A 25,241-nucleotide genomic window follows, 5' to 3' on the forward strand; every position below is an offset into this window, starting at 1 on the left:
TGCGCGGGAAACAATAGCGGCTGCCGTGCACTTCGCACTCTTGTCGGACAGGCTTGGTAGCCCGCCCGATTCACCCGGTCATCATTCGATAGATTGCCGGTAGAGCGACGGGCAGTTTCGACAACTTGGCGACGAGTGCATAGTTTCTCCGGCCGAAAAGTGCTGGAAGATAAGCACTCGCCTCCCGGTCGACCGTCACGGCAAAGACGTTGACGCCTGTGGCGCGCGCTTCGCTGACGGCCCTGCGGCTGTCCTCAAGCGCGAACCGGCCTTCATAGTGATCGACATCGTTCGGCTTACCGTCGGTCAGAACCAGCAGAAGCTTCTTTCGGTTCGGCTGTTCGGCAAGCTTTGCCGTTGAGTGGCGAATAGCGGCTCCCATGCGTGTGTAGAAGCCCGGCTTCAGCGCCGCAATCCGGTGTTCGACCGCAGGACCGAAGGTTTCGTCGAAGTCCTTCACGGTTTCGACCCGCACCCATGAGCGGCGGCGTGAGGTGAATGTCTGGATGGAGCAGCGGTCGCCACAGGCGGCGATGCCGTTGGCCAGAACCAGAAGCGCTTCCTTTTCCACATCCAGCACGCGCCGATTGTCGATCCATGCATCGGTAGACAGGGAGACATCGACCAGAATGGTGACCGCAAGGTCGTTTGCCTTGGGCCTGCTCATCAGGTGCACATGGTCGCTGCCCTGTCCTCCGGCGGCAAAGTCGCATCGTGAACGCACCACGGCATCAAGATCGAGATCGTTGCCATCGAGTTGTGCCCGCATCAATTCACGCCCTGGCCGCAATATCTCGAACTGGCGGCGCACCCGACGCACAAGGCTTTGTGCTTCGTCATCCAGTTCCAGCGCTTCTTCACGGTCCTTTGCTGGTCCTGCCAGAACACTGCAATGGTCGGGAAGATAAACACCTTTCCGATAATCCCATTCCGGATAGGTTAGTTTGGCGGTAAGAGCCGTTCGGTCGACGGCTTCGGGCGGCAGGTCGAGATCGAAACGGAAACGGGCAGCGGGTCTGCCCTTGCGCTCGCCCAATGTCAGATCATCAAGCTCATCGGCGGATTTTGTGTTCTGCTCGTCGCTATCGTCCGTTGGCCTGTCGACGCTCACCATTTCTGCCATGGCAAGGATTTTCTCGAAGCGATTGAGAATGAACGGGCTTCTGTTGGCCAGTTTCGGGTCCTGCTTCTCGCGGTTGGCAATCTGCCGCCCGGTTTCGACCCCTTCCGCCTTGCTGTTGAGCACCGGCTGGTCGTCGCTGTCGCGTGGTGTGGTTTCCTCGCGCTTTATCAATTCCGGCCAAAGCGGGACGGGCAGGGCGGGCAGATAGCCTGCGGGGGCGCAATGCGGGAAGATTGTAGCGAGACTGTCATCCGGCAGTCCTGCGCCCTGTTTCAGAAGCGTCAGAATGCGCTCTTCCACTTGCTGTTCAAGACCATAGAGCGAGCGTTTGGGACGTACAGCCAGCATCGCTTCGCACAGGCGGGCATAACGTTTCTGAAGGCCGGGAAATACCCGGCAAGTCTTCGCAACCGTATCCGATGCCGCTGCAAGCGCTGCAAGATTACGGCGCAATGGGTCATGCGGAAGCTCGCCCACTTCAGTCGGCATAACCGCCATATAGCCCGTGAGCCAGACATAGAGATCGTAATTGAGCGTTCGATCCGGAAAGAGCGCAATTTCGGGCGGCAGCATCAATGTCGCTTCATCCCGCAACGGCTGACTAAGTTTCTCTTCGCCCAGAGCCATGCGCTGCCGCAATCCCAGCCTGTGCCCTGAGGTTCGCGCACGGGCCGGGGCAATCTGTACGGCGACATCGCCACCAAAACCACGAAAGCAGATGGCGAGCTTCTGGCGAATATCGCCAAGTTGCACGGCGTGCTGGGGATAATGCGGCCACGATCCGGTCTTGCCGATCAGGCGGTGCCAGGCCCGGCCAACGGTTTCCTCCAGTTCCAGAAAATCCAGCATGATATGCCCGCCTATTTCAGCATTGCATCGGCAACTTCAATCAAAGCGGCTTTCACGTCAGGCTCATCGGTCAGCGGCTCGATCATCGCGGCACGCGCCGCTTCGCGTTGCGACATGCCGGCGTCGATCAGCGTGGCGCAGTAGACCAGCAGACGGGTTGAAACGCCTTCTTCCAGATCATGGCCTTTCAGCCCGCGCAGCCGGTGAGCCAACGCCACCAGTGGCGCAACCTTTTGAGCCGCGAGGCCGCTCTCTTCGCTCACCACTGCGATTTCCTGTTCCTTGGGCAGGAAGTCGAATTCAATGGCGACGAAGCGCTGGCGCGTGCTCGGCTTCAGTGATTTCAACAGGTTCTGGTAACCCGGATTATAAGATACGACGAGCATGAAGCGGTCTGGTGCTTCAAGCAACTCGCCGGTACGTTCCAATGGAAGAAGACGGCGGTCGTCAGTCAGTGGGTGCAGAACCACGGCCACGTCCTTGCGCGCCTCGACGATCTCGTCGAGATAGCAGATACCGCCTTCACGCACCGCGCGGGTCAGCGGACCGTCGACCCATATTGTATCGCCACCTTTCAGCAGATAGCGCCCGGTCAGATCAGCCGCCGCCAGATCGTCATGGCAGGAAACCGTAGAAAGCGGCAGGCCGAGTTTTGCGGCCATATGGCTTACAAACCGCGTCTTGCCGCAGCCGGTCGGTCCTTTGAGAAGCAGTGGCAGCTTGCGCGTCCAGGCCATTTCGAAGAGCGTGCATTCATTGCCGGACGGGCTGTATGGTGGGATCGAGACATTGGCATTTTCTACATTTCTGAGAATGGGGTTCATGGCCGTTTTCCTTTGTATCAGGCAATGAAGCCCCGCCTGATGGCGGGGCTTGGTGTCGATCATTCAGCGGGTTGTATGAAGCCGGAGGTGTTTTCGCGGCGTTCCTTGCCTGGAACCAAGACGGCCCAGATGAACATGAAGGCCGAAATCACCACCACGACGCCGGAGCCGAGGCGTATCCAGTAGAACAGCGCCAACTGGTCCTGCACGACCATGAAGCTTTCACCCAGAACACGCTGCAGATGGGTCTGGACAACGCCTGCGAAGGTGAGCGCAAAGGTCATTACGGACATGGCCGTGCACATGGCCCAGAAGCTCACCATGGAGAGCATCTGGTTGTATGGCGCCCGTCCACGCAGTTCGGGGATCGCATAGGCCATGACTGCGAGATTGAGCATGACATAGGCGCCGAAGAAGGCGAGGTGCCCGTGGGCGGCGGTAAGCTGCGTGCCGTGGGTGTAGTAGTTGACCGACGACAGCGTGTGCAGGAAGCCCCACACGCCGGCCCCGAAGAAGGCCATGACCGAACAACCGATGGACCAGAGAAGAGCCGCACGGTTTGGATGTTTGCGACCGGCTTTCCATGTCATCACGAAGGTAAAGATGACCATGGTGAAGAACGGAGCGACTTCCAGTGTCGAGAACAGCGAACCGATCCACTGCCAGTAGCCCGGCGCACCGATCCAGTAATAATGGTGACCTGTTCCAAGAATGCCGGAAAACAGCGCCAGACCGACGATGACATAGAGCCATTTTTCGACGACTTCGCGGTCGATGCCGTTCAGCTTTATCATCAGGAAGGCGAGGATCGACGCCATGATGAGTTCCCACACACCTTCAACCCACAGATGGATGACGTACCACCAGTAAAGCTTGTCGAGTGCGAGATTGATCGGATTATAGAAGGCGAACAGGAAGAACAGGGCAAGGCCCCACAGGCCGAACAGAAGAATGTTGGTTACGGTGGTCTTGCGGCCCTTGAGCGCTGTCAGCGTGATGTTGAACAGAAAGATCAGGCAGACGACAACGATGCCGACCTTGATGATGAATGGCTGTTCGAGAAATTCACGCCCTTCGTGAATATGGAACAGATAGCCGACAACGGCGACACCGGCCGCCACGAAGAACAGCCAGAACTGGATGACGGCGAGTTTGGTGCTGTAAAGCTCGGTTTCGGTCTCTTCCGGCAGCAGATAATAGGTCGAACCCATGAAACCCATCAGCAGCCAGACGACCAGCGCATTGGTGTGGATCATGCGAACGATGTTGAAGGGCAACAGCTCGGAGAGCGTATTGGGCAGAACATAGATCGTACCGGCGAGAACGCCGAATGCGACCTGCGCGATGAACAGCACGAGCGCTCCATAGAAATAGAGCATCGCGACTTTTTGGCTTTCATATTTCATATTGTGTAACTCCGTTCATCCCGCGCTCAGCCTGCCTCGTTGGGCGGCCAGTCCTGCGTCTTGATGCGGCTGGTCCATTCAAGGAAATCAGCCAGATCGTTGAGTTCCTGTTCGCTCAGGTTGAACTGGGGCATCTGGCGACGCCCTTCGATCCCGGTAGGTTGTGCCTGCATCCACGCTTTCATCGTTTCGCGTGCGCCTTCGGGGTCTTCTTCGCCGCCCCAGCGCTTCCAGACATTGCCAAGCTCAGGCGCAAAATAAGCCCCTTCGCCAAGCAGCGTGTGGCAGTTGATGCAGGAGTTTTTCTCCCAGATGTGCTTGCCGCGGGCGACCGAGGCCGTCAGCGTGGATTCATCCGTGGAAGTTGTTTTCATGTAGTAGTGACTGTGCGCCGTCAGCCCCACGAAGATCGCGAAAAAGAAAATAGACCCGCCATAGAAGACGTTTCGTGCGCCGGTCTTGGTTAGGCGTTCTGCCATCCCTTCGTCCTTTCATCTGCCGGAGGACAAGGCCCCGACAACAAATCCCCCCGTCGATAATGCGGCTGGTCGATCCCCTCGCCAGCATCACGGGACAGGACTGTTCTATCGGTCGGGGGAAAGCCTTCTTTGCGATTTGGCAAACACCAACACGGTTGTTCAAAGGAGAACGCGCACGAGGACGGACCGCGCAAGGGCAAGCGCCAGCAAAAGAGCAGGCCAGGCCAGCAAAGCTGGCTTCAATGTGCCGCTGGTTCCGCGCATTTCCATGAAATCGAGGATGACGAACCAGCCTTTTGCAAAAGCGAGAATCAACACGATGACTATGGCTGCGAGCATTCCGGCGCTGGTGCTTGCGATGAATGCGCCGCTTAGAGCGAGGAGAATCAGAATGATGAATGTGCGGATCAGGGAAGAGTGGTTGAGATCGGACACCGCGGGCCTCAAGCGAGATAAAGAACAGGGAACATCACCAGCCACACAAGGTCGATGGCGTGCCAGAGCGTCGTAATCAGCAGAATATTCGAGCGTGTCGGTCGCCATGCGACAAGTGCCAGCACGACAGAGCCGAACGCCACATGCATCAGGTGAAAACCTGTCAGGAGAAAATAAAGCTCGAAGAACGAGCCTGCGCTTTCATCGCCCGCAAACTGGATTTCATGCGAATATTCGATGAGCTTGATCGCAACAAACACGAGGCCGAAAAAGGCGGCATATAAAAGCGGTCGGCGAGCCTGATTGATATCGTTGCGCCTGCGCACGGCTATCGCTGCCTGCCAGCCGCTCATCAGCAGCACGACGGTGTTGGTTGCAGCGAGACCGGGGCTCAGATGCGCACGCAATTGCGCGACGCCTTCTACATTGACGATCGACATCACCATGAACGCGATCAGCAGGATCGCGAAGGCAACGAGTTCACTCCAAACGAGAATCCAGAGCAGCAGATCGTCTTCCGCGCGATCCTCAGAACTTATTACAGCTATGGCCAAATCTTCGGTTCCAGACATGGCACATGCCTAGCGTCCGCAGTTCGGACCTTCTTTGCGTTTTGGCAAAGAAGAAATGCACTGGCGGCGACATTGTATCCCTGCCAAAGCAAAGGAAATTTCAATGACGGATGCACAGATCGGGCTCATGGTCGCGACACCGGCGATTATCGGATTCTCACTGGTTCTCTATCGCATGGGGGCGTTGCAGGGTGCGGGCACGCTATCCGCCGTTGCTGCGTCCATCGTGATTGCAGCCGTTCTTTTCTTGGGACAGTAGGTTGGGAAAAGAGCGATGAACACGCCGCCAGTCTTGCATGCCACTGATATCAGCCGCCTTGAGGCCCACCATCACGACCTGCTGGAACTATGTCTGCAGTTAGAGGAAATCGCCGATGACCTCGAAACCGGCGCTTCAGTGCAGGAATATCAGCGGATCGCCATGCTCATTCCCCGGCTCGTGGGTGAAACCCATGCGCTTGAAGAAGAGGTTCTTTTCCCCGATTTCAGCCGACAGGCTCATTCCCATTTTGCCACCGCCATCATCGAACGTTTGAAGGCCGAACATCGTTGTGACCGGCTGGCCGCCGAGGAGTTGTCGCAGACATTGATGGCGATTGCAGAAGGTCGTTGCAGCCTCGCTCGCGACACGATCTCATACATGGTGCGCGGCTTTATGGAGAGCGTGCGGCGTCATATTCTGTCGGAAAAGCTGATGATAGAAGCATTGCTGGCAGCGAAATCCGAAGAACGCGAAGTTTTCGGATAGCGCAAAGACGCTATCCGAATCTCTTTGGAAGAAAACCAGATTATCCAATTGTTTTTATTGAGTTTTGATTATCTTGTGCGGAGCATTTTCCGCCTGGAAATTCCGGCTTTCTACTGACTTTATTGCTCGCCGTCGGCAAGTCGCCTCACACCCGACATGTTGAGAACGGTCAGTTTCTGGCGACCGCCGCGAACAAACCCCTGCGCTTCCCAGCCGGTGAGAATGCGTGACACCGTATGCAGCGTCGTTCCGGTCATTTCGGCAATATCCTGTTTCGTGATCGGAAAATCGATCCGGATGCCGTCTTCCTCTTTCCGTCCGGCCTGACGTGCAAGGCGCAGAACCGTGTGCGCGACACGCCGTTCCACTTCTTCCGTCGACATTTCGCGGATGCGCGTGTGGGCTTCTTCCAGCCTTTTGCCGATTGTCTGGATGGCATTCATTGCCAGACCGGGATTCTGCTCGACAAAATAGTCCCAAAGCTCAGTCGGCCAGGCCAACACGATGCTTTCCGCGACCGCGATCGCTGTGCCGGGGTAGTCGCTTCTCTGCAAGGCTTTGGCAAATCCGAAAAGATCGCCCGGATGCACCATGCGGACAATGATCTGCTGCCCGTCCGGCGTCACCTGATTGACCTTCAATCGACCATGCAGGAGGAGGTAGAATAGAACGGCTTCATCGCCCTGTTCGAAAATCGCCTCTCCCGGAGGAACACGCTTTGTAGTTGCATAGGAAACGAGTTTGTCGAGTTCGCCATCACTCATTTTGGCGAACAAGGACAGTTTCCTGACAAGTCCGCGATCTATCATGGACATTGCGTTTCTCACACTCCAAAATCCTACATCTACTTTAGCACAGCAAAGCAGGCTTGGAATTGTTTTCGGGGCCGGGGATCGGGCATTCACAGCTAATCCCTCATGCGCCGATGTTCTGGATGCGCTTCCACACCACAGCATACCAGCGGTTGTCGCGAACCAGCCGGAAACCGAGATTGTCGGGCGGAACGCCGACGCTGCATCCTCCGGTTTTCGGGTTGCGAATGAACGAGCTCATTGCTGCGCGGTGCTTGCCATTGACGACGTAAACACCGCATGACGGCATTTCGGCAACCTGCTTGCCATAGGCATCGATATTGACGCGACGGTGACAGGTCTGGGTCCATTCCCACACATTGCCTGCTATATCGGCGACACCCAGTTCATTGACACCGAAAGCACCGGCAGGGCGTCTGGCAGGGTTCCTGTCCAGCTTGCGGGCACTTTGTTTTTCATAATCCCTCAGCCACCGCAGTGCCGGGTTGGTTGCAGCATCGTCCTCGATGCCGAGCGCGTCGTCGGGAAAGCGCGAGCCAGCGGCGAATGCCCACTGCTCGTCTGTCGGCAGGTGCCAGTTTTCGCCGGTTTTGCGTGAAAGCCAGTCGGCATAGGCCTGTGCATCATCATAGCTGACGCCAACGATTGGGCCATCTGCATCGGATACATCGTGATTGTGCGGCAAGGTCTCGGCAGGCTGGCAGTTGCCATCGGCGACGCAATGCGCGTATTCGGTCGTGCTGACCTGATACTTCATGATCTCGAATGCCCGTTGCAGCTTGCGGGTCGTCAATGGAGCATCGACGGGATAATTGTTCTTCTGAAAGTCGCCATCCGCCCGATAAGTCATGGTGCGCGGCGCGATGACAATCGTTTCGGGACCGATAGGTGATGCGCCCGACATTGCGTGGTCCGAACGCCCGACGGCGTCAACGACAAACAACCCCGCGACGACTGCCAGCACAACCGCCGGAACGGCTACGGCAAGCTCACGCAGGCGCTTTTTTCCTCTGCCTTCGTTCATCGGATATCGAGGGAGTGCATCCATCCGGGAGGCAGATGGATGCAGCCCAAGCCTTTCTTCGTAAAGCACGATTCAGGGAAGCTTTGCCGAAGGCACCCTGGGAGTTGAGGCGCCTTCAAACATTTGCTTTACGTGCCGGATGGCGCGAGAACCGATGTCATCAGGTCGTCGTTCCATTCACCCGTGACCTTGAAATGGGCCGCAGCGCCGAGTTCAAAGGCCTCGATCAGATTATGGTTCACATAGGCATAGATGCCGGGCTGCTGGAACGTATAGAAAGCTGCTCCGGCCGCGCCGCCCGGAATGAACCAGGTTTCCTGATCAACATCCGGCGGCGTGTTGAACTTGCCAGTTGACCAGACATAATCCCCGTGGCCCCCGATCAGATGCGGTCTCGTATCGCGGTTGGCCTGCGAATGGACGATCAGGACTTTCTCGCCGACCGCTGCCGTCATGGCCTTGTCGCCGGTCAGTGCACCGACAGCGCCGTTGAACACGACATGGGTTGGGGTGAGGGTGCGCATGACCTTGACCGTGTCTTCATAAGCGTCACCGGGCGCATCATATTTCTTGAACTTCCCGTCCTCGTCACGCGGCACATAGAAATCCTGCTCGCCGACATAATAGATCTTGTCATAGGTCAGGGCTTTTCCCTTGCCGTCATGCAATCCCTCGCGCGGCAACACCATAATGGCACCATTCATGCCCGATACCACGTGCCATGGAACCATTCCGGGAGGTGCGCAGTGGTAGACGAAGACGCCGGGCTTGGTTGCCTTGAAGCGCAGGATGGTCTTCTCACCCGGATTGATTTCGGTCAGCCCGCCGCCGCCCAATGCACCTGTTGCCGCGTGGAAATCGATATTGTGCATCAGCGTGTTGGTTTCAGGGTTGATGAGGGTCAGTTCGACATAATCGTCCTGATGCACGACCATGAGCGGTCCCGGAACGGTGCCGTTGAATGCCATGGCGTGAACTTCGGTTCCCGCATCATCAATGACGATCTTCTTTTCCTCGATCACCATGGTGAATTCGATCACCTTTGGTCCGCCTTCTGCAACCTGACTGTGGGCATGCACGAAGGGAGGGTCCACCAACTCCACTTTCTGGCGCGGGAGTGCCGCTATTTCTGCCGCACTTGCCTTCCTCACCGCGCCTTGTCCCCAGGCGGATGTGGTTGCCAGAACCGGCGCAAGCGCCCCGGCGAGGGCGGCTCCTGCCAATATGCTACGGCGGCTGATTTGCATCTGGTCGACCATCGATACTCTCCTTTACGATAGGACCGAGCATTTCCTGCTCTGTCATGCCGACTATAGAAAGAGACGCTTTGATGGTCCTTGACTGCGATCAAGGTGGCGCAGAAAGTTGAGTAATAATTATTAATTAATATCAATCACTTAATATATGCAATTGATGTATGTTTCCCTTTGTTTGCGCTGGAACAAAGGGGTTTGTCCAAAAGAGAAACCAGCGAACAGATCGGCACCGTTCGCTGGTTTTCCTGATGCGGATATGTGTGGGAGATCAATCTCCAAATCGAGCCTGCACCTCAGGCATCGCCATCTCCGGAATCCACTCCGGTTCATAGGTCAGTTCGACATTCACAGCATGAACGCCTTCAACAGATTCGGCGCTCGCACGAACGGCATCGGTCAGATAACCGGCAGCCGGGCAACCGGGTGTCGTCGTCGTCATGCTGATATCGACATTCCCGCCTTCACGAATGTCGATACTGTAGATCATGCCAAGGTCAACGAGATTGAACCCAAGTTCGGGATCAAGCACCAGACGCAGGTTTTCGATGATCTGTGTCTCCATCCGGGCATGTGTTTCGTGTTGCATGACGACTACCTCGCGTCTCCGACGCGGATCATGATACGATAGGCGGCACCGGTCTCATCGAAGTTGCCGACCCATTCATGACCGCGATTTTCGAGTTCGGGAAAGAGAAACAAAGGCTCGCGGTGCAGCAATGCGAACAGAACCGCGCCCGCAGGCATATCTTCCACTTCGGCAAGGATGCGCACCATCGGTTCCGGTGGCTGCATGTCCGAACAATCAAGATAGCGCGATGGTTCAGGCCAGACATCCGGCGATACGACATTGTCCGAGAACCGCAGTTCCGGCGTGGCATCCACCGCCGGACTGAACAGGACTTGCCAGTCACCATTATCCAGAGGTTCTGCCTTTGCAGAAAAGCCTTTTCGTTCCATGACACTGAAAAGCGGTGCCGGTTTGAACGGGGCGATCAGCAGGAGGCTTTGTCCCGGCGAAAGACCATCGACTGCTTCCATGATGGCATTGAAGGGTTCCACGCCGCCCTTGATCAGCGGGCGTACGTCCAGCACATGGTGCGTGATGTCCTGAACTGAGAGTGTCATTTCGATCTCCTGAGAATTGGTTCACCGGCATAGATGAGATGCGGCAGGGTTGCCCCTTTTGGCAGGCGTAGGCCGTTCGGTACATCGAGAAGCCGCCGGGCGCGGAAGAAGTGCACGATCAATGCAAGGATCGCCATGAGATTCAGCATAATGGCCAAACGAAATACGGTTGGATATTCGGCAATCAAAGCCAGCGTCGCGACTGCAACGCCAGTATAATAAAGAGCGAACCACTGTCGTGCGCGGCGTTCGCTGACCATATCCTGCACACGTGGCGTCGGCGCACGCCCCATGACGGGGCCATAACATTCGAGCCAGGTCAGAAACGGTACGATCTTGTAGAGCTGGGCAAGGCTGAGGCCGGTCAGCCAACCAAAGGTGAACAGATAGACAAGGGCAGCAATCATCGCATCGGTGGCGCCCGTCCAGAACAGTGCAATTGCCAGAAGAAGCGAAAGCCCTAGCGCGATGAAGGCTGGAATGCTGGCGGCGCTGTTCAATTCTATCGTCTTGCGTTTGCGCTGCCGGTAGATCGTCTGGATATCGACGATATAGAGTGCGATGCAGGCAATGCCGGGAATGAGGGCCGCTGTCACGGCTATCTCGATTGATCCCATTTCCAAGGCGACAACGACGATTCCGATTGCGAGGATGGTCAGGGCAGCAGCGCCTTCCCACCAGATAATTCTGGTTGTCTGCCGCGCAGCATCGGGAGACAGCATGAACATTGTCAGCAATCTGTAGCTCACGCCCATGGCTGTGAAAGTCATCCAGCCGCCAAGGCCAAGTGCGGCGTGAACCGGCAATGCCGCACCGGCAATATCGAGCAAAACGGCTTGCTCCGTGAAGCCGGACAGCGCGAAGGTGAAAATACTGCCAAGCAGTGCCGTTATCAGAAGATAACAGATGCCTGCCGCAACAAACCGTGCGGGTAGTGCGATCGGGCGAGCGAGCCAGAGCGTCATGCCCAGTATTGCGAAAATGATAGAAAATCCGCAGGTCAACAGGATGCCGGACACTGGGAGCAGCCATGCCGGACTTTCCGTCAATCCGGCTATGCCTGCAAAGCCAACGAGCAGACCGGAAAGCCCCGCCACCAGCAGAAGCAAGGCGGGGAGGCTTGCCCGGCTTCCCCACAGGGATCTGTTCACCAGAACCGGCACGAATTGCAGAAGTGCGCCACTCATGAGCGGTGCAAGCCATCCAATACAGATGGCGTGCACGATTATAAGTGTTTCAGCCGCGCGAATGCCGTGACCGGGATAGCCGAAACCGCCCGCCATCAAGGCAAGTCCAAAGACGAGGAAAGCCAGCGAAGCGGCAAAGTAGGAGAGGGTCCAACGGGAAAGCGTCGCGCCGATCATCTCAGTTCGTCCCGGACGTTGTGCCTATAAGACTTCAGTGATTGCCGCAGGTACACTCATGGTCAGCGCCATGATGGACTTTCCTGCGACCGATCTCGACCCGCCATAACGGACCAGTTTCCTTGTAGACCCACGAGAATGCGCCCGGATTACGGGTTTCAAGCTGGTGGCGCAGCGGCACGGGATCGTGATCGTTGACGATTTCCAGCGCTTCGCCGGGTTCAAGCGAATCGATCATCGAGAAGATCGTCGCATGCCGCGAAATCGGCGGTATGGTGCGGACATCGATTACAGGGGATAGTGAGACAGGTTCTGCCGACATCATATTGTTCCGTGGCTGTCAGGCTTCGAAGCATGATGATGACAGCCGCATCATCATTCGAGCCATTCTAGAGTGACAGGCGCAAACCGGATTTGTTGTATCTCAAAGAAGATCGGGAATTTCTGGCAGATATTCATTCAATCGACGAAGCGGGGGCGGCATCTTCTGCTGACCAGCCCCGCGCTTCATTGTCGAAACAACATTACTGGTTGATTTCGGGCTCAACGAGCTTCTTCAATTTCTCCAGGCATTCCTGCCAGCCGAGATAGCAGGCTTCAGCGGGAATAATATCAGGCACACCTTGCTGTTCGATGTTGATTTCAGTTCCGACCGAAACGGCTTTCAGGGTTATCGTGACTTTCATTTCGCCGGGCAGGTTCGGGTCGTCGAAACTGTCCGTATAGACCAGCCGTTCTCCCGGAACGAGTTCGACATATGTGCCGCCGAAAGAATGGCTGTGGCCGGTCGTGAAATTACGGAACGACATTTTGTGTTTGCCGCCGACCTTTGCGTCCAGCTCGTGGACGGTGCAGGTGAAGCCATATGGCGGTAGCCAGCTGGCTACGGCATCCGGCTCGATAAATGCGCGATAAACCTTCTCCGGCTTGGTGGCGAAGACACGGTGCAGGCGAATAGTGCTGGGCATGGTTTCCTCCCTTTGTCGGTTTTCAGTTCAGTGGGTGTTGGCAGGCTTTTGGAAAAGCAGGCTTATATATCGCTTGAGATGATCAATGCTTTCGACCGCACGCAGCGGGTCGCCGCTTGCCTTGGCGATGATAAAAGCCCCCTGAATGACCGCCTGCGTATGAAGAGCGAGGCTTTCAGCGGTGAAATCACCTGCAACCGCATAGCGCTCCATGGCGGCCGCTATATCCGGGACAAGCGTGTCCGCATGGCTCGATATGCTGTCCCAGCAGGCATCCCGGATCACGGAATTGGTCTCATAGACTTCCTGCGTCATGGTGCCGACGAGACAGGTGAAGTCAGGCAGTTCGCCTTGAACGAGCTGATTCCGCAACTCGACATAGGCCAGCACGCGCTCAAGCGGGTCTTCAGGAGCATGATAGGCGGCATCGGCAAAGAGCGCGCCTGTCGTTTCCGACCAGTAGTTTGCGGCGGCAACTGCCAGATCTTCCTTGCTGGAAAAATGATGAAAGAAGGCGCCCTTTGACAGGGATGCCTTCGTGCAGATGTCATCGACCGTCGTTGCGGTGTAACCCTTGGTGCGAATAACGCTCAACGCTGCATCAAGCAGGTTGGAACGGGTCTGCGGGTTCTGTTTGCGTGCCATGATCTTGCTCCTGATTAAAATCATACCAACCGGTTGGTATGAAATCAAGCAACTAATTGGGGTTTGCTAGTTGCCGTAAGGCGCAGCTTTCGGAAGGCGCGATGTGGATGATTCTGAAAATTGCTTCGATTCCGGGGGCTGGCCGGGTTTGTGGATAAGTTTGATGTCATTGAAAAAGCCCGGAAATCGGGCGTTCGATAGCAAAATCGAAAATTCTTATTCTTTCTTCGTGACCCTTGCTTGACACTTGTTCGAGAACCCCTTAAACGACCGCTCACACCGGACGGAAACGCCGGTACGACGCAGCCGCAAGGTTGCCGAGAAATGCGCGGGTGTAGCTCAGTTGGTTAGAGTGCCGGCCTGTCACGCCGGAGGTCGCGGGTTCGAGCCCCGTCACTCGCGCCACTTTCCTCTCAACAAATCAATAGATTGAACGTTGACACGAAAGTGGTGCCCACCGCCGTTTTTTACTTTTTCTCAAGCCAGAATTGATGATCGTGAACGGGCATCGAAATGCCCTGTGAATGATTTTTGCAATATCGCAATTCTTCTCCAAACACGCGCTTGACACTTGTTCGAGAACCCCTTAAACGACCGCTCACACCGGACGGAAACGCCGGTGCGACGCAGCCGCAAGGTTGCCGAGAAATGCGCGGGTGTAGCTCAGTTGGTTAGAGTGCCGGCCTGTCACGCCGGAGGTCGCGGGTTCGAGCCCCGTCACTCGCGCCACTTTCCTCTCAACAAATCAATAGATTGAACGTTGACACGAAAGTGGCGCCTACCGCCTGTTTTACGGTGCCGTCTTCTCTTCAAAAAACTTCATGGGAATTGCCGGGGCGCAGCCGCTTCGCCGAGCCGTATGTCTGCTATTTGGAAAATTGCTTCCAGGACAGATAGGCGACCGACAGAATGATCGCTGCAATGACGAGAAGATCGCCGCTGGCGAGCAGGTAATGGCTCATGCGTGACCTCCTTGTGATGCTTCGGCCGACATATGTTTCATGATAGCCGGGGCGAATGCGATCTGAAGGCATGGCTTCGCAAAGCTTTCAGCATTTGGAACGTTTCCATTCCAACTTTACCCGTAAATGAGAACGGAATTTTCACTCGCGGACGGTCGGTCCTCTGGAGTGGTTCGCGTGGCAAAAAGGCAATGGCCGCGCCAATGCATTGCCATGGAGCGAATTTCCTGTTTTCAATCGCGTGGATCGGATGACAGGAACGGATCGCTGCGACGATGACCCGACACGCTTATCTTGCTGTGCTTGCAACGTTCTTGATTCTTGGCGGGTGTGGCTCACCCCGCGCCGTGCTGTGGCACGGGCCGCATTCAAGCCCGCAATCGGTGGCCGCAGCGCAAGCCGCCATCGTCAAGCCTGCGAAGCCGGCGGCAGTGGTTCCCATCTATGTGGCGACAAGCCGTCAGCGTTCGGATAATTTCTCGCAGCCGTATAATTCAAAGCGCTCTGACACGCTGAACTTTGCGCAGGTCGATGTCGGCATCCCGGCGGCTCATGTCAAAGGGCAGGTCGAGTCGACCGGCTACAAGCCTGATCCCGCCAAAAATTTCGCTGCGACGGCATTCCAGCCTTACGACAACGCGGAACAGTTTCTCGCACAATTAAATGCCGCACTTGCGAAGCAGGGACCGAAGGACAAGGAAATCCTGATCTTCGTGCACGGCTACAACAATAATTTTGCCGACAGCACATTCCGCACTGCGCAGTTTGTCCATGATTACAAGATGAAGTCGGTGGCGGTGGAATATGCCTGGCCGTCGGGCGGCGATCTGGGCCTTTATGTTTATGATCGCGATAGCGCGGACTTCGCACGCGACGGTCTGGCGCGTCTGCTGCAGCTTGTCGCCCGCAGCAAGGCCGAGCGCATCGTTCTTGTCGGTCACTCCATGGGCAGTTTCGTCACCATGGAGGCCTTGAGGACCCTGTCGCTGCGCGGCGAAAAGAATGTGCTGCGCCGCATCAGTGCGCTGTTGCTCGCCGCACCGGACATTGATCTCGACGTCTTCGAAAAGCAGATCAAGGATATCGATCCCATGCCGCATCCGACAGCGGTGATGACATCGCGCAGCGATCGTGCGCTTGGTGTCTCATCCTTCATCACTGGCGGCCATGCGCGGGTAGGGGACGGCACCAGCATTCCGACGCTTCAGAAATATGGAATCGCGGTGATAGACGCGACCGACTTGGATGGCGGCGAACATAATGTCTTTGCGTCCTCGCCATCGCTCATGGCCTTGGTTAGCGACGGCACTCTGTCGCTGGGCGCTTTGAACGGACAGGAAAACCAGATGACGGGACAGGCGGTGCTGGCAGACGGTGCTTCCGCAATCAAGGGCGCCGCTTCGCTTGTACTTTATCTGCCGGGCAGGCTGGTTGGGGCAGGGGCTTCGGCTGCTCCATGAGTTCATTTTAAAGCGAGTGCTGAAACCCACAACTTTCATTGCCAGGCTGCAGGCAATCGATTCTCCCGGCAATTGCCGGTGGATTGAATTTGACGTTTGATATCTGCCCGATATCAACCTCGTTTCAAACGTCGAATTCCCAAAAATCCACTGGATATATAGAGTGGCCAGTGGTCGTTTTGATTCCGCCGTTTGCTCGACGCTCATATCCAGCGGATGCAAATGTCGGAATCAGACCACTTGGCCGACGAGTCCATGCGACTTTTCCTCACGAAATTATGATCTTTTCATGTTATAGGGGTTTTCAGTGGGATAAGCGGGCTTGATGCCATAGCTTGTTAAGCATCTTGGCTCGTCTTTGCCCAATAGATCATGCCGGAGGGGTTGCGCTTGCGCACGTGCTGCGATAACCGTCCCGGCGAAAAGCGCTTAGTTCGCACGGCATGCCTTTTGAAGCTGCTTGGGCGACGAGGTTGCACAGATGCAATGTGTCGCATGGTCGTCAGCTCCAAAAAGCTTATGACAGGCGGCGCAGCCTCGTATTCAAGCCGGATAAAGGACCATGAACGAGCTTTTAAGTTCCTACCTGCCGATCGTCATCTTTCTCGGCATTGCGATGGTAATTGGTGTAGCCCTCCTGGTTGCGCCGTTTCTTGTCGCCTATAGACAGCCCGACCCCGAAAAGCTTTCTGCTTACGAGTGCGGCTTCAATGCCTTCGATGACGCCCGTATGAAGTTCGACATCCGTTTCTATCTGGTGTCGATTCTCTTCATCATCTTCGACCTGGAAGTCGCCTTCCTTTTCCCATGGGCTGTGTCCTTTGGTGAAATCGGCTGGTTCGGCTTTGCGTCGATGATGGTGTTCCTTGGCGTTCTGACCATCGGCTTCATTTATGAATGGAAGAAGGGAGCGCTGGAATGGGATTGACCTCAGCCAACACAACGCTCGTGGCTCCGCAGCCGAAGGGCATTCTTGACCCGCGCACGGGCAAGCCTGTCGGTTCCGACGATGCATTCTTCAACGATCTGAACAGCGAGCTTTCCGACAAGGGGTTCATCGTCACATCTGCTGACGCTCTGATTACCTGGGCGCGTACCGGCTCGCTGATGTGGATGACCTTCGGTCTCGCATGCTGCGCCGTGGAAATGATGCACATTTCCATGCCGCGCTACGATGCCGAACGTTTCGGTATTGCACCGCGCGCATCACCGCGTCAGTCCGACGTGATGATCGTTGCCGGCACGCTGACCAACAAGATGGCGCCCGCTCTGCGTAAGGTCTACGACCAGATGCCGGAGCCGCGTTACGTTATCTCGATGGGTTCCTGCGCCAATGGCGGCGGCTACTACCACTATTCCTATTCGGTGGTGCGTGGCTGCGATCGCGTGGTTCCGGTCGACATTTACGTTCCGGGCTGCCCTCCGACTGCTGAAGCGCTGCTTTACGGCATTCTTATGCTTCAGAAAAAAATCCGTCGCACGGGTACGATTGAGCGCTGAGCCGTTATCGACCGGTTCGCGCAAGACAAGTTTTGTTAGGGTTCGACTGTCTGCCATCCCCTGAAAAGGGGCTCCCAATGGCAAGCCGGTGTGAGTTCTAAAGAAGGAAGTTAGGAAAATGAGCGAAGAAGCTCTCGGTGAACTTTCCGGCTATATCAAGGAACGCCTCGGCGACGCGATCGAAGAGGCGAAACTTGCTTATGGCGAGTTGACGCTTTCGGTTCCGGCTGCGAGCATCATCAACGTTCTGACTTTCCTGCGTGACGACGTGCAGTGCCAGTTCGTCAACTTGACGGATATTTCGGGCGTCGACTATCCGCAGCGCGCCAAGCGTTTCGATGTCGTCTACCAGTTGATGTCTCCACGCCAGAACCAGCGCATCCGCGTCAAGGTTCAGGCTGATGAAGATACGCTGGTGCCTTCCGCAGTGCCGGTCTTCGTCGGTGCCGAATGGTTCGAGCGCGAAACCTACGACATGTACGGCGTTCTGTTCTCCGGCCATCCGGACCTGCGCCGCATCCTGACCGACTACGGTTTTGAAGGCCATCCGCTGCGCAAGGACTTCCCGCTCACCGGCTTCGTTGAAGTTCGTTACAACGATGAGCTGAAGCGTGTCGTCTACGAGCCTGTGCAACTGCGCCAGGAATTCCGCAATTTCGATTTTCTCTCGCCATGGGAAGGAACGGATTACGTTCTGCCGGGCGATGAGAAAGCAAAGACGAACTGAGCGACAGGAAGCTGAACATGGCTGAGACTCAGGTCCGCAATTTCAATATCAACTTTGGTCCGCAGCACCCTGCCGCGCACGGCGTGCTGCGTCTGGTGCTTGAACTCGACGGCGAAGTCGTCGAGCGCGTCGATCCGCATATCGGTCTGCTGCATCGCGGCACCGAGAAGCTGATGGAAGCCAAGACCTATCTTCAGGCTGTGCCTTATCTCGACCGCCTCGATTACGTGGCGCCGATGAATCAGGAGCACGCCTATGCGCTTGCCGTCGAACGCCTGCTGGGCATCGATGTGCCGAAGCGCGGTCAGGTTATCCGCGTTCTCTATTCGGAAATCGGCCGTATCCTGAACCATCTTCTCAACGTGACCACGCAGGCCATGGACGTTGGCGCACTGACGCCGCCGCTCTGGGGCTTCGAAGAGCGCGAAAAGCTGATGGTGTTCTACGAACGCGCTTGTGGCGCGCGTATGCACGCAGCCTATTTCCGTCCGGGCGGCGTTCATCAGGACCTGCCGGATCAGCTCGTTGAAGACATCGGCAAATGGATCGATCCGTTCTTCAATACGCTCAACAATCTTGATGACCTCATCACACCGAACCGTATTTTCAAGCAGCGTAACGTCGATATCGGTGTCGTGAAGCTGGAAGATGCATGGGCATGGGGCTTCTCGGGCGTCATGGTTCGTGGTTCGGGCGCTGCATGGGATTTGCGCAAGTCGCAGCCTTACGAGTGCTACAACGAGATGGAATTCGACATTCCGATCGGCAAGAACGGCGACTGCTATGATCGCTACCTGATCCGCATGGAAGAAATGCGCCAGTCGGCGCGCATCATGCGCCAGTGCGTCGATCTTCTGCTCGGCAAGGAGCGCGTCGGCCCGGTTTCCAATGCCGACAACAAGATCGTGCCGCCGAAGCGCGGCGAGATGAAGCGCTCGATGGAAGCGCTTATCCATCACTTCAAGCTTTATACGGAAGGCTATCACGTGCCTGCCGGTGAAGTTTACGCAGCAGTTGAAGCCCCGAAGGGCGAATTTGGCGTCTTCCTCGTGTCGGACGGCTCCAACAAGCCTTATCGCTGCAAGCTGCGCGCTCCGGGCTTTGCCCATCTTCAAGCCATGGATTTCCTGTGCCGCGGCCATATGCTGGCTGACGTGTCGGCAATTCTTGGCTCGCTCGATATCGTGTTTGGTGAGGTTGACCGCTGATGTCCGTTCGCCGTCTCGCAGATGATGCCGTCCAGCCAGCCGCTTTCGCGTTCAACGCGGAAAATCAGGCCTGGGCGCACAAGACGATCGCAAAATTCCCTGAAGGCCGCCAGCAGTCGGCTGTTATTCCGTTGCTCATGCGTGCGCAGGAGCAGGACGGCTGGGTCACGAAGGCAGCTATCGAACATGTCGCAGGCATGCTCGAAATGCCGCTGATCCGCGTTCTGGAAGTCGCGACTTTCTATACGCAGTTCCAGCTGAAGCCGGTTGGCACGCGCGCTCACATTCAGGTTTGCGGCACCACGCCATGCATGTTGCGTGGCTCGGAAGCGCTGATGGATGTCTGCCGCCACAAGATCAACCACGATCCGTTCGAGCTCAATGCCGACGGAACGCTGTCGTGGGAAGAAGTGGAATGCCAGGGCGCCTGCGCCAATGCACCGATGGTCATGATCTTCAAGGACGCTTATGAAGATCTGACGCCGGAACGTCTTGCCGAGATCATCGACGCTTTTGAAGCTGGCAAAGGCGACACCGTCAAGCCGGGTCCGCAGATCGACCGCGTGACGTCCGAGCCGCTCAGCGGCCTGACCGCTCTGACCGAAGATCTCGACTACAAGAAGGTCGGTCTTGAGACCCGCAAGGCATCCGATGCCGCCGCAGCCAAGGCGAAGGCCGAAGCTGAGGAGAAGGCAAAGGCGGAAGCCGCTGCAAAAGCTGCCGAGGAAGCGAAGAACGTCGCTCCGTCCAATGCTGCAAAGCCTGTGACCAACGCACCTGAAACCGATCCGGCGCTCAAGACGCCTTCGGATGTCAAGGTGTCGAAGGCTGCCGAAAAGGCTGCTTCGGTCGAAGCCAAGCAGAACTTCAAGCTCGACGATGCCAATCGTCCGGTTTCTATCGAGCGCCCGGAAGCGGTTGACGATCTGAAGCTGATTTCCGGCGTTGGCCCGAAGATCGAGGAAACCCTGCATGAGCTGGGTATCTTCACCTTCAAGCAGGTCGCTTCCTGGAAGAAGGCCGAGCGCGAATGGGTCGACGGCTATCTCAGCTTCCACGGTCGCATCGAGCGTGAAGACTGGGTAAAGCAGGCCAAGGCTTTGGCCAAGGGCGGCGTCGAGGAATACATCAAGGTATTCGGAAAGAAGCCGGTATGATGACTTCGATATTGGCAAACACGAACGGAAACAGGTGAGACATGCTGGCTGATAAAGATCGCATCTTCACCAATATTTACGGCTTCAAGGATCAGTCCCTGAAGGGTGCCATGGCGCGCGGCCATTGGGACAACACCAAGGGTCTGATCGAAAAGGGCCGTGACTGGATCATCGACGAGATGAAGGCTTCGGGCCTGCGTGGCCGTGGCGGCGCTGGATTCCCGACGGGTCTCAAGTGGTCGTTCATGCCGAAGCAGAGCGACGGTCGCCCGCATTATCTGGTCGTCAATGCCGACGAATCCGAGCCGGGCACCTGCAAGGACCGCGAAATTCTGCGCCACGATCCGCATACGCTGATCGAAGGCTGCCTGATCGCCGGTTGCGCCATGGGCGCACACACCGCCTATATTTATATTCGCGGCGAGTTCATGCGTGAGCGTGAAGCCCTTCAGGCTGCAATCGACGAGTGCTACGAAGCCGGTCTGCTCGGCAAGGGCAACAAGTGCGGCTGGGATATGGATGTTCTCGTATCCCACGGCGCTGGCGCTTACATCTGCGGTGAAGAAACGGCTCTGCTCGAAAGCCTTGAAGGCAAGAAGGGCCAGCCGCGTCTGAAGCCTCCATTCCCGGCAAATATGGGCCTTTATGGCTGCCCGACGACTGTGAACAACGTGGAATCGATTGCCGTTGCGCCGACGATCCTGCGTCGTGGTGCAGCATGGTTCTCGTCCATCGGACGCCCGAACAATGTCGGTACAAAGCTGTTCCAGATTTCGGGCCACGTGAACACGCCTTGCGTCGTGGAGGAAGGCCTTGGCATTCCGTTCCGCGATCTGATCGAAAAGCATGGCGGCGGCATTCGCGGCGGCTGGGACAATCTGCTTGCGGTCATTCCCGGCGGTGCATCGTGCCCTGTCATCAAGGCTGAGGACATGATGGATGCCATCATGGACTTCGACGGAATGCGCGACAAGAAATCGTCGTTCGGCACCGGCGGCCTGATCGTCATGGACAAGTCCACCGACATCATCAAGGCGATTGCCCGTCTGGCAGCGTTCTTCAAGCATGAGAGCTGCGGCCAGTGCACGCCGTGCCGTGAAGGCACCGGCTGGATGTGGCGCGTGATGGAACGCATGGTCAAGGGTAACGCGCAGAAGCGTGAAATCGACATGCTGTTCGACGTGACCAAGCAGATTGAAGGTCACACGATCTGCGCTCTCGGCGATGCTGCTGCATGGCCTATCCAGGGCCTGATCCGCAATTTCCGTCCGGAAATTGAAAAGCGCATTGACGATTATACCCGCAACGCCGTTCAGAGCCGCAATATCCGTTTGGAAGCGGCTGAATAAGTTGTGTGAGCCTGCCCGACAGACCTGTCGGGGCAGGACAAGAGTTTGAGATCTGGAAGATGCGGCATAAGCCGCAGGTTTGGACAAGCGATGGCAAAGATCAAGGTTGACGGCACAGAGATCGAAGTACCCGATCACTATACGCTCCTTCAGGCTGCCGAAGCCGCGGGCGCGGAAGTGCCACGTTTCTGTTTCCACGAACGGCTTTCCATCGCCGGAAACTGCCGTATGTGCCTGGTTGAAGTAAAGGGCGGACCGCCGAAGCCGGCGGCATCCTGCGCCATGGGCGTGCGCGATCTGCGTCCCGGCCCGAATGGCGAAGCGCCTGAAATCTTCACCAACACGCCGATGGTCAAGAAGGCCCGCGAAGGCGTGATGGAATTTCTGCTCATCAACCACCCGCTGGATTGCCCGATCTGCGATCAGGGCGGCGAGTGCGATCTGCAGGACCAGGCAATGGCCTTCGGCACCGACGGTTCCCGCTATCGCGAGAACAAGCGTGCTGTTGAAAACAAATATATCGGCCCGCTCGTCAAGACGGTGATGACGCGTTGCATTCACTGCACGCGCTGCGTCCGCTTTACAACCGAAGTTGCAGGCATTTCGGAACTCGGCCTCATCGGCCGTGGCGAAGACGCCGAGATCACCACCTATCTCGAACGCGCCATGACGTCGGAACTACAGGGCAACGTTATCGATCTTTGCCCGGTTGGCGCTCTGACCTCGCGTCCTTATGCGTTCCAGGCCCGTCCGTGGGAACTGAACAAGACCGAAACCATCGACGTGATGGATGCGGTCGGCTCGAACATCCGCGTTGACACCCGTGGCCGCGAAGTGATGCGCGTCATGCCGCGTGTCAATGAAGCGGTGAACGAAGAGTGGATTTCCGACAAGACCCGTTTCATCTGGGATGGCCTGCGCACCCAGCGCCTCGACCGCCCATATGTTCGCAAGGATGGCCGTCTGGTCGCAGCATCGTGGCCGGAAGCTTTCGCCGCTATTGCTGCCAAGGTCTCCGCAACGTCGGCTGAAAAGATCGGCGCAGTCGCTGGCGATCTGGCTTCGGTTGAAGAAATCTATGCGCTGAAGGGCCTGATGGCTTCGCTCGGCACCGCCAATATCGACAGCCGCCAGGATGGCGCTGCACTTGATCCAGCTCTGGGGCGCGCAACCTATCTCTTCAACTCAACGATCGAAGGCATTGAAAACGCTGATGCTTTGCTCATCATCGGTTCCAATCCCCGCGTTGAAGCTGCTGTTCTGAACGCCCGCATCCGCAAGCGCCAGCGCATGGGTCATTTCCCGGTCGCCCTGATCGGCGAACAGGCTGAACTGCGTTACAACTACGAATATCTCGGCGCTGGTGCTGAAACACTTGGCTCGCTCGCTGCTGGCAAGAGCGCCTTCCGCGATGTGTTGGCCAAGGCTGAACGCCCGCTGATCATCATCGGTCAGGGCGCGCTCACCGGCGAAAACGGTGCTGCGGTTCTGTCGACCGCCGCCAAGCTCGCTCAGGATGTCGGCGCGATCAAGGACGAGTGGAACGGCTTCTCCGTTCTGCACACTGCCGCTTCGCGCGTTGGTGCTCTGGATCTCGGCTTCGTGCCGGGTGAGGGCGGCAAGGTGGCTGGCGACATGCTGGGCAATCTGGATGTCGTGTTCCTGCTCGGTGCAGACGAACTCGACATGACCAGAAAGGGTTCGAGCTTCGTCGTTTATATCGGCACGCACGGCGATGCCGGCGCACATGCCGCCGACGTTATCCTGCCGGGCGCCGCCTACACGGAAAAGTCGGGCACCTGGCTCAACACCGAAGGTCGCGTGCAGCTTGGCAGCCGCGCCGGTTTCGCACCGGGCGAGGCAAAGGAAGACTGGGCAATCCTGCGCGCTCTTTCCGACAGCCTGGGCAAGCGCCTGCCGTTCGATTCGATGCAGCAGCTTCGCGCCAAGCTCTATGCGGACTATCCGCATATGCTGGCCATCGACACCATCACGCCTGCTTCCGCTGACGATCTCGTTGCGCTGGCAGCGAAAGCATCCAACCTGGGCGGCGGCGCTGCGTTCGTCTCTCCGGTCAAGGACTTCTACCTGACGAACCCAATTGCGCGCGCTTCCGCCGTCATGGCCGAATGCTCGGCGCTCGCGGCTGGCGGCTTCCAGCAGGCTGCCGAGTAAGCGAGAGAGAGACGGAACAATGGAAGGTATTTTTGCAGCTTACGTCTTGCCCGCGCTGATCATAGCGCTGAAGTCGGTCGTTCTGCTCGTCGTATTGCTGATCGTCGTCGCTTACCTGCTTTACGCAGATCGCAAGATCTGGGCAGCGGTACAGCTTCGTCGCGGCCCGAACGTTGTCGGTCCCTGGGGTCTGTTCCAGGCTTTTGCTGACTTGTTGAAGTTCGTCTTCAAGGAACCGATTATTCCGTCTGGCGCAAATAAGGGTGTTTTCCTCCTTGCGCCTTTCGTTTCCGCCGTTCTTGCAATGGCAACCTGGGCGGTCATTCCAGTCAACGAAGGCTGGGCCATCGCCAACATCAATGTCGGCATTCTCTATATCTTCGCCATTTCTTCACTCGAAGTTTACGGCGTGATCATGGGCGGCTGGGCATCGAACTCGAAATATCCGTTCCTCGGTGCGCTTCGTTCCGCCGCGCAGATGGTTTCCTACGAAGTCTCCATCGGCTTCGTGATCGTCACGGTTCTGCTGACGGTTGGCTCGCTCAACCTCACCGACATTGTACTTTCGCAGAATACCGGCCTTGGCACCATGCTTGGCCTGCCGGCTTCGTTCCTCGACTGGAACTGGCTCTGCCTGTTCCCGATGTTCGTGATCTTCTTCATTTCGGCACTTGCTGAAACGAACCGTCCGCCATTCGATCTGGTCGAAGCTGAATCCGAACTCGTGGCCGGTCACATGATCGAATATTCGTCCACGCCGTTCCTTCTGTTCTTCCTCGGCGAATATGTGGCGATCACGCTGATGTGCGCCCTGATGACGACACTCTTCCTTGGCGGCTGGCTGCCTCCGGTGGACGTGTGGTTCCTCAACTGGGTTCCGGGCATCATCTGGTTCATGTTGAAGCTTTGCTTCTGCTTCTTCCTCTTCGCAATGGTGAAGGCTTTCGTTCCCCGTTATCGCTACGACCAGCTGATGCGTCTTGGCTGGAAAGTGTTCCTGCCGATCTCGCTCTTCATGGTTGTCGCAACCGCGACCTTCCTCAAAGTCTTCGGTCTGGCGTAAGGAGTAATAA

26 protein-coding genes and 2 tRNA genes are annotated in these 25,241 nt (G+C 56.9%); 13 read left to right on the forward strand and 15 right to left on the reverse strand.

The window, feature by feature from the left end:
* Positions 1-70: 70 nt before the first annotated feature.
* From F9K94_RS01220 to F9K94_RS01245, 6 genes are all read right to left on the reverse strand, one after another.
* Entirely contained in the window at positions 71-1,972 is a 1,902-nt protein-coding gene (locus F9K94_RS01220) for a nitric oxide reductase activation protein NorD (RefSeq protein ID WP_151643183.1), read from the reverse strand.
* A gap of 11 nt (positions 1,973-1,983) precedes the next feature.
* Positions 1,984-2,796 (reverse strand): CbbQ/NirQ/NorQ/GpvN family protein, encoded by an 813-nt coding sequence (locus F9K94_RS01225; RefSeq protein ID WP_010660605.1) that lies wholly within the window; start codon positions 2,794-2,796, stop codon positions 1,984-1,986.
* 59 nt (positions 2,797-2,855) lie between these two features.
* A complete protein-coding gene (locus F9K94_RS01230; RefSeq protein ID WP_151643185.1) occupies positions 2,856-4,202 on the reverse strand; it encodes a nitric-oxide reductase large subunit in 1,347 nt (448 codons plus the stop codon).
* A gap of 26 nt (positions 4,203-4,228) precedes the next feature.
* Positions 4,229-4,681 (reverse strand): c-type cytochrome, encoded by a 453-nt coding sequence (locus tag F9K94_RS01235; protein WP_006466562.1) that lies wholly within the window; start codon positions 4,679-4,681, stop codon positions 4,229-4,231.
* A 159-nt stretch (positions 4,682-4,840) separates the two neighbouring features.
* Positions 4,841-5,116 carry a cytochrome C oxidase subunit IV family protein gene (locus tag F9K94_RS01240; RefSeq protein ID WP_151643187.1) on the reverse strand — a complete coding sequence of 92 codons (276 nt, stop codon included), beginning with the start codon at positions 5,114-5,116 and terminating at the stop codon, positions 4,841-4,843.
* A gap of 8 nt (positions 5,117-5,124) precedes the next feature.
* Entirely contained in the window at positions 5,125-5,688 is a 564-nt protein-coding gene (locus tag F9K94_RS01245) for a cytochrome c oxidase subunit 3 family protein (RefSeq protein WP_151643189.1), read from the reverse strand.
* Between the two features lie 103 nt (positions 5,689-5,791).
* Here F9K94_RS01245 and F9K94_RS24350 point away from each other — a divergent pair, with 103 nt between their 5' ends.
* Positions 5,792-5,947, forward strand: coding sequence for a hypothetical protein (locus tag F9K94_RS24350; protein WP_010660610.1), 156 nt, complete (start codon positions 5,792-5,794; stop codon positions 5,945-5,947).
* 15 nt (positions 5,948-5,962) lie between these two features.
* The gene (locus F9K94_RS01250; protein WP_151643191.1) at positions 5,963-6,436 is read left to right on the forward strand and encodes a hemerythrin domain-containing protein; all 474 of its coding nucleotides are present in this window, start codon (positions 5,963-5,965) and stop codon (positions 6,434-6,436) included.
* Between the two features lie 119 nt (positions 6,437-6,555).
* Here F9K94_RS01250 and F9K94_RS01255 read toward each other — a convergent pair whose 3' ends face one another.
* The 9 genes from F9K94_RS01255 to F9K94_RS01295 all read right to left on the reverse strand — a co-directional run bounded on the left by F9K94_RS01255 (position 6,556) and on the right by F9K94_RS01295 (position 13,630).
* Positions 6,556-7,251 (reverse strand): Crp/Fnr family transcriptional regulator, encoded by a 696-nt coding sequence (locus tag F9K94_RS01255; protein ID WP_061345464.1) that lies wholly within the window; start codon positions 7,249-7,251, stop codon positions 6,556-6,558.
* 100 nt (positions 7,252-7,351) lie between these two features.
* Positions 7,352-8,272: an SUMF1/EgtB/PvdO family nonheme iron enzyme gene (locus F9K94_RS01260; protein WP_151643193.1), complete on the reverse strand. Its 921-nt coding sequence runs from the start codon at positions 8,270-8,272 to the stop codon at positions 7,352-7,354.
* Between the two features lie 128 nt (positions 8,273-8,400).
* The gene (gene nirK, locus F9K94_RS01265; RefSeq protein ID WP_061345463.1) at positions 8,401-9,531 is read right to left on the reverse strand and encodes a copper-containing nitrite reductase; all 1,131 of its coding nucleotides are present in this window, start codon (positions 9,529-9,531) and stop codon (positions 8,401-8,403) included.
* 265 nt (positions 9,532-9,796) lie between these two features.
* Positions 9,797-10,114, reverse strand: coding sequence for a metal-sulfur cluster assembly factor (locus tag F9K94_RS01270; protein ID WP_151643195.1), 318 nt, complete (start codon positions 10,112-10,114; stop codon positions 9,797-9,799).
* A gap of 5 nt (positions 10,115-10,119) precedes the next feature.
* Positions 10,120-10,653 (reverse strand): DUF2249 domain-containing protein, encoded by a 534-nt coding sequence (locus F9K94_RS01275; protein WP_061345461.1) that lies wholly within the window; start codon positions 10,651-10,653, stop codon positions 10,120-10,122.
* On the reverse strand, positions 10,650-12,017 hold the full coding sequence (locus F9K94_RS01280) for a hypothetical protein (RefSeq protein ID WP_151643197.1): 1,368 nt from the start codon (positions 12,015-12,017) through the stop codon (positions 10,650-10,652). Before F9K94_RS01280 ends, F9K94_RS01275 begins: the two co-directional genes overlap by 4 nt.
* A 34-nt stretch (positions 12,018-12,051) precedes the next feature.
* Positions 12,052-12,339 (reverse strand): DUF2249 domain-containing protein, encoded by a 288-nt coding sequence (locus tag F9K94_RS01285; protein ID WP_061345459.1) that lies wholly within the window; start codon positions 12,337-12,339, stop codon positions 12,052-12,054.
* Positions 12,340-12,541: 202 nt separating this feature from the next.
* Positions 12,542-12,985: an SRPBCC family protein gene (locus tag F9K94_RS01290; protein ID WP_061345458.1), complete on the reverse strand. Its 444-nt coding sequence runs from the start codon at positions 12,983-12,985 to the stop codon at positions 12,542-12,544.
* Between the two features lie 27 nt (positions 12,986-13,012).
* The gene (locus F9K94_RS01295) at positions 13,013-13,630 is read right to left on the reverse strand and encodes a TetR/AcrR family transcriptional regulator (protein ID WP_151643199.1); all 618 of its coding nucleotides are present in this window, start codon (positions 13,628-13,630) and stop codon (positions 13,013-13,015) included.
* A 328-nt stretch (positions 13,631-13,958) separates the two neighbouring features.
* Here F9K94_RS01295 and F9K94_RS01300 point away from each other — a divergent pair.
* The 11 genes from F9K94_RS01300 (at position 13,959) to nuoH (ending at position 25,231) form a co-directional block, all read left to right on the forward strand.
* Positions 13,959-14,035, forward strand: a tRNA-Asp gene (locus tag F9K94_RS01300).
* Positions 14,036-14,282: 247 nt separating this feature from the next.
* Positions 14,283-14,359, forward strand: a tRNA-Asp gene (locus tag F9K94_RS01305).
* Between the two features lie 508 nt (positions 14,360-14,867).
* A complete protein-coding gene (locus F9K94_RS01310) occupies positions 14,868-16,052 on the forward strand; it encodes an alpha/beta hydrolase (RefSeq protein ID WP_151643201.1) in 1,185 nt (394 codons plus the stop codon).
* A gap of 562 nt (positions 16,053-16,614) precedes the next feature.
* The gene (locus tag F9K94_RS01315; protein ID WP_006466588.1) at positions 16,615-16,980 is read left to right on the forward strand and encodes an NADH-quinone oxidoreductase subunit A; all 366 of its coding nucleotides are present in this window, start codon (positions 16,615-16,617) and stop codon (positions 16,978-16,980) included.
* The gene (locus F9K94_RS01320) at positions 16,971-17,552 is read left to right on the forward strand and encodes a NuoB/complex I 20 kDa subunit family protein (RefSeq protein ID WP_006466589.1); all 582 of its coding nucleotides are present in this window, start codon (positions 16,971-16,973) and stop codon (positions 17,550-17,552) included. The genes F9K94_RS01315 and F9K94_RS01320 overlap by 10 nt, the downstream gene beginning before the upstream one ends.
* Before the next feature lie 118 nt (positions 17,553-17,670).
* Complete coding sequence (locus tag F9K94_RS01325; RefSeq protein WP_061345455.1) at positions 17,671-18,279, forward strand: NADH-quinone oxidoreductase subunit C; 609 nt, start codon at positions 17,671-17,673, stop codon at positions 18,277-18,279.
* Between the two features lie 17 nt (positions 18,280-18,296).
* Complete coding sequence (locus F9K94_RS01330) at positions 18,297-19,487, forward strand: NADH-quinone oxidoreductase subunit D (RefSeq protein ID WP_061345454.1); 1,191 nt, start codon at positions 18,297-18,299, stop codon at positions 19,485-19,487.
* Positions 19,487-20,644: an NADH-quinone oxidoreductase subunit E gene (locus F9K94_RS01335; RefSeq protein WP_061345453.1), complete on the forward strand. Its 1,158-nt coding sequence runs from the start codon at positions 19,487-19,489 to the stop codon at positions 20,642-20,644. The genes F9K94_RS01330 and F9K94_RS01335 overlap by 1 nt, the downstream gene beginning before the upstream one ends.
* 41 nt (positions 20,645-20,685) lie before the next feature.
* Positions 20,686-21,993, forward strand: coding sequence for an NADH-quinone oxidoreductase subunit NuoF (nuoF, locus tag F9K94_RS01340; RefSeq protein WP_061345452.1), 1,308 nt, complete (start codon positions 20,686-20,688; stop codon positions 21,991-21,993).
* A gap of 90 nt (positions 21,994-22,083) precedes the next feature.
* On the forward strand, positions 22,084-24,168 hold the full coding sequence (gene nuoG / locus F9K94_RS01345) for an NADH-quinone oxidoreductase subunit NuoG (protein ID WP_151643203.1): 2,085 nt from the start codon (positions 22,084-22,086) through the stop codon (positions 24,166-24,168).
* A 19-nt stretch (positions 24,169-24,187) separates the two neighbouring features.
* Complete coding sequence (gene nuoH / locus F9K94_RS01350) at positions 24,188-25,231, forward strand: NADH-quinone oxidoreductase subunit NuoH (RefSeq protein ID WP_006466595.1); 1,044 nt, start codon at positions 24,188-24,190, stop codon at positions 25,229-25,231.
* The last annotated feature ends 10 nt before the right edge of the window (positions 25,232-25,241 follow it).

Source organism: Brucella tritici (genome assembly GCF_008932285.1).
Taxonomy (GTDB): Bacteria; Pseudomonadota; Alphaproteobacteria; order Rhizobiales; family Rhizobiaceae; genus Brucella; species Brucella tritici.